The organism is Halobacillus sp. BAB-2008 (assembly GCF_000328325.1).
Taxonomy (GTDB): domain Bacteria; phylum Bacillota; class Bacilli; order Bacillales; family Halobacillaceae; genus Halobacillus.
The window spans coordinates 1-764 of the sequence record NZ_ANPF01000129.1 but is presented as its reverse complement, the minus strand read 5'-3'; the positions used below and the strand labels follow the sequence as shown (position 1 = coordinate 764).

Below are 764 nucleotides of genomic sequence, written 5' to 3'. Positions count from 1 at the left end.
CCTATAAACTCTAATCAAGAATTCAAATTCTAGATTATTAGTTGTAATAGGTTATACTGGTAATAGTTTAAAGGTCGAGCCTACAGGTCTGTTGATTATACATTATTCACCTATTTATTTGTTTTATCATAAGATGACAGAACCCCGGCACTCTGCCACGCTAAAACAGTATTATAAACAAAAAGAGACTACTTCCTTATAAAAGGAAATAATCTCTCTAGTTTGGTAGCTTTTTTACGTAACGGGGGTTTTTAAGGAAATCCTTAAACCTTGCCGCCCATTACCTGTGGAAACTAAGTAATAGTGTTGATATTTTACATTTATTAAATGAAGTGGTAAAAACCAAAAGGATCTTTTAATTTTAAGTTAAGATCTTTTTGAGCAACAAGAATAGCTAAATCATTTATTAATTCACTTTTTTTGCATTAAAATAATGCTTGGTTAAGAGAATATTAGTTCTGAAACCCTCAATTTTTAACCACCTTAAATTTTGATAAAACCTTTTGTACTTATTAGCTTTTTCTTGTACCTTATACAATAGGCTGGTTAGTATCTCTATCTCATTAATTATTTCATCTACAGTTATTTCCTGGTTAATTATTCGTTTTAATGCATTGTAGTTCTTTTCTTGGTAGTTAAAATACATATTTAAAGGACTGGAATCACTTACAAAAACGAAATGAGTCCCCTTGTAAGATAAACCTATGAGATCATTATCGTTTTCATAAATGTAAAAAGAAAGATTCAATTCATTTAAAATATTT

General features: G+C 28.8%; 1 protein-coding gene. It reads right to left on the bottom strand.

Features of this window, described 5'->3' with window-relative positions; translation table 11 throughout:
- Positions 1–406: 406 nt before the first annotated feature.
- Positions 407–764 (bottom strand): hypothetical protein (locus tag D479_RS20945; protein ID WP_008640648.1); only part of this gene is annotated, 358 nt, incomplete at its 5' end.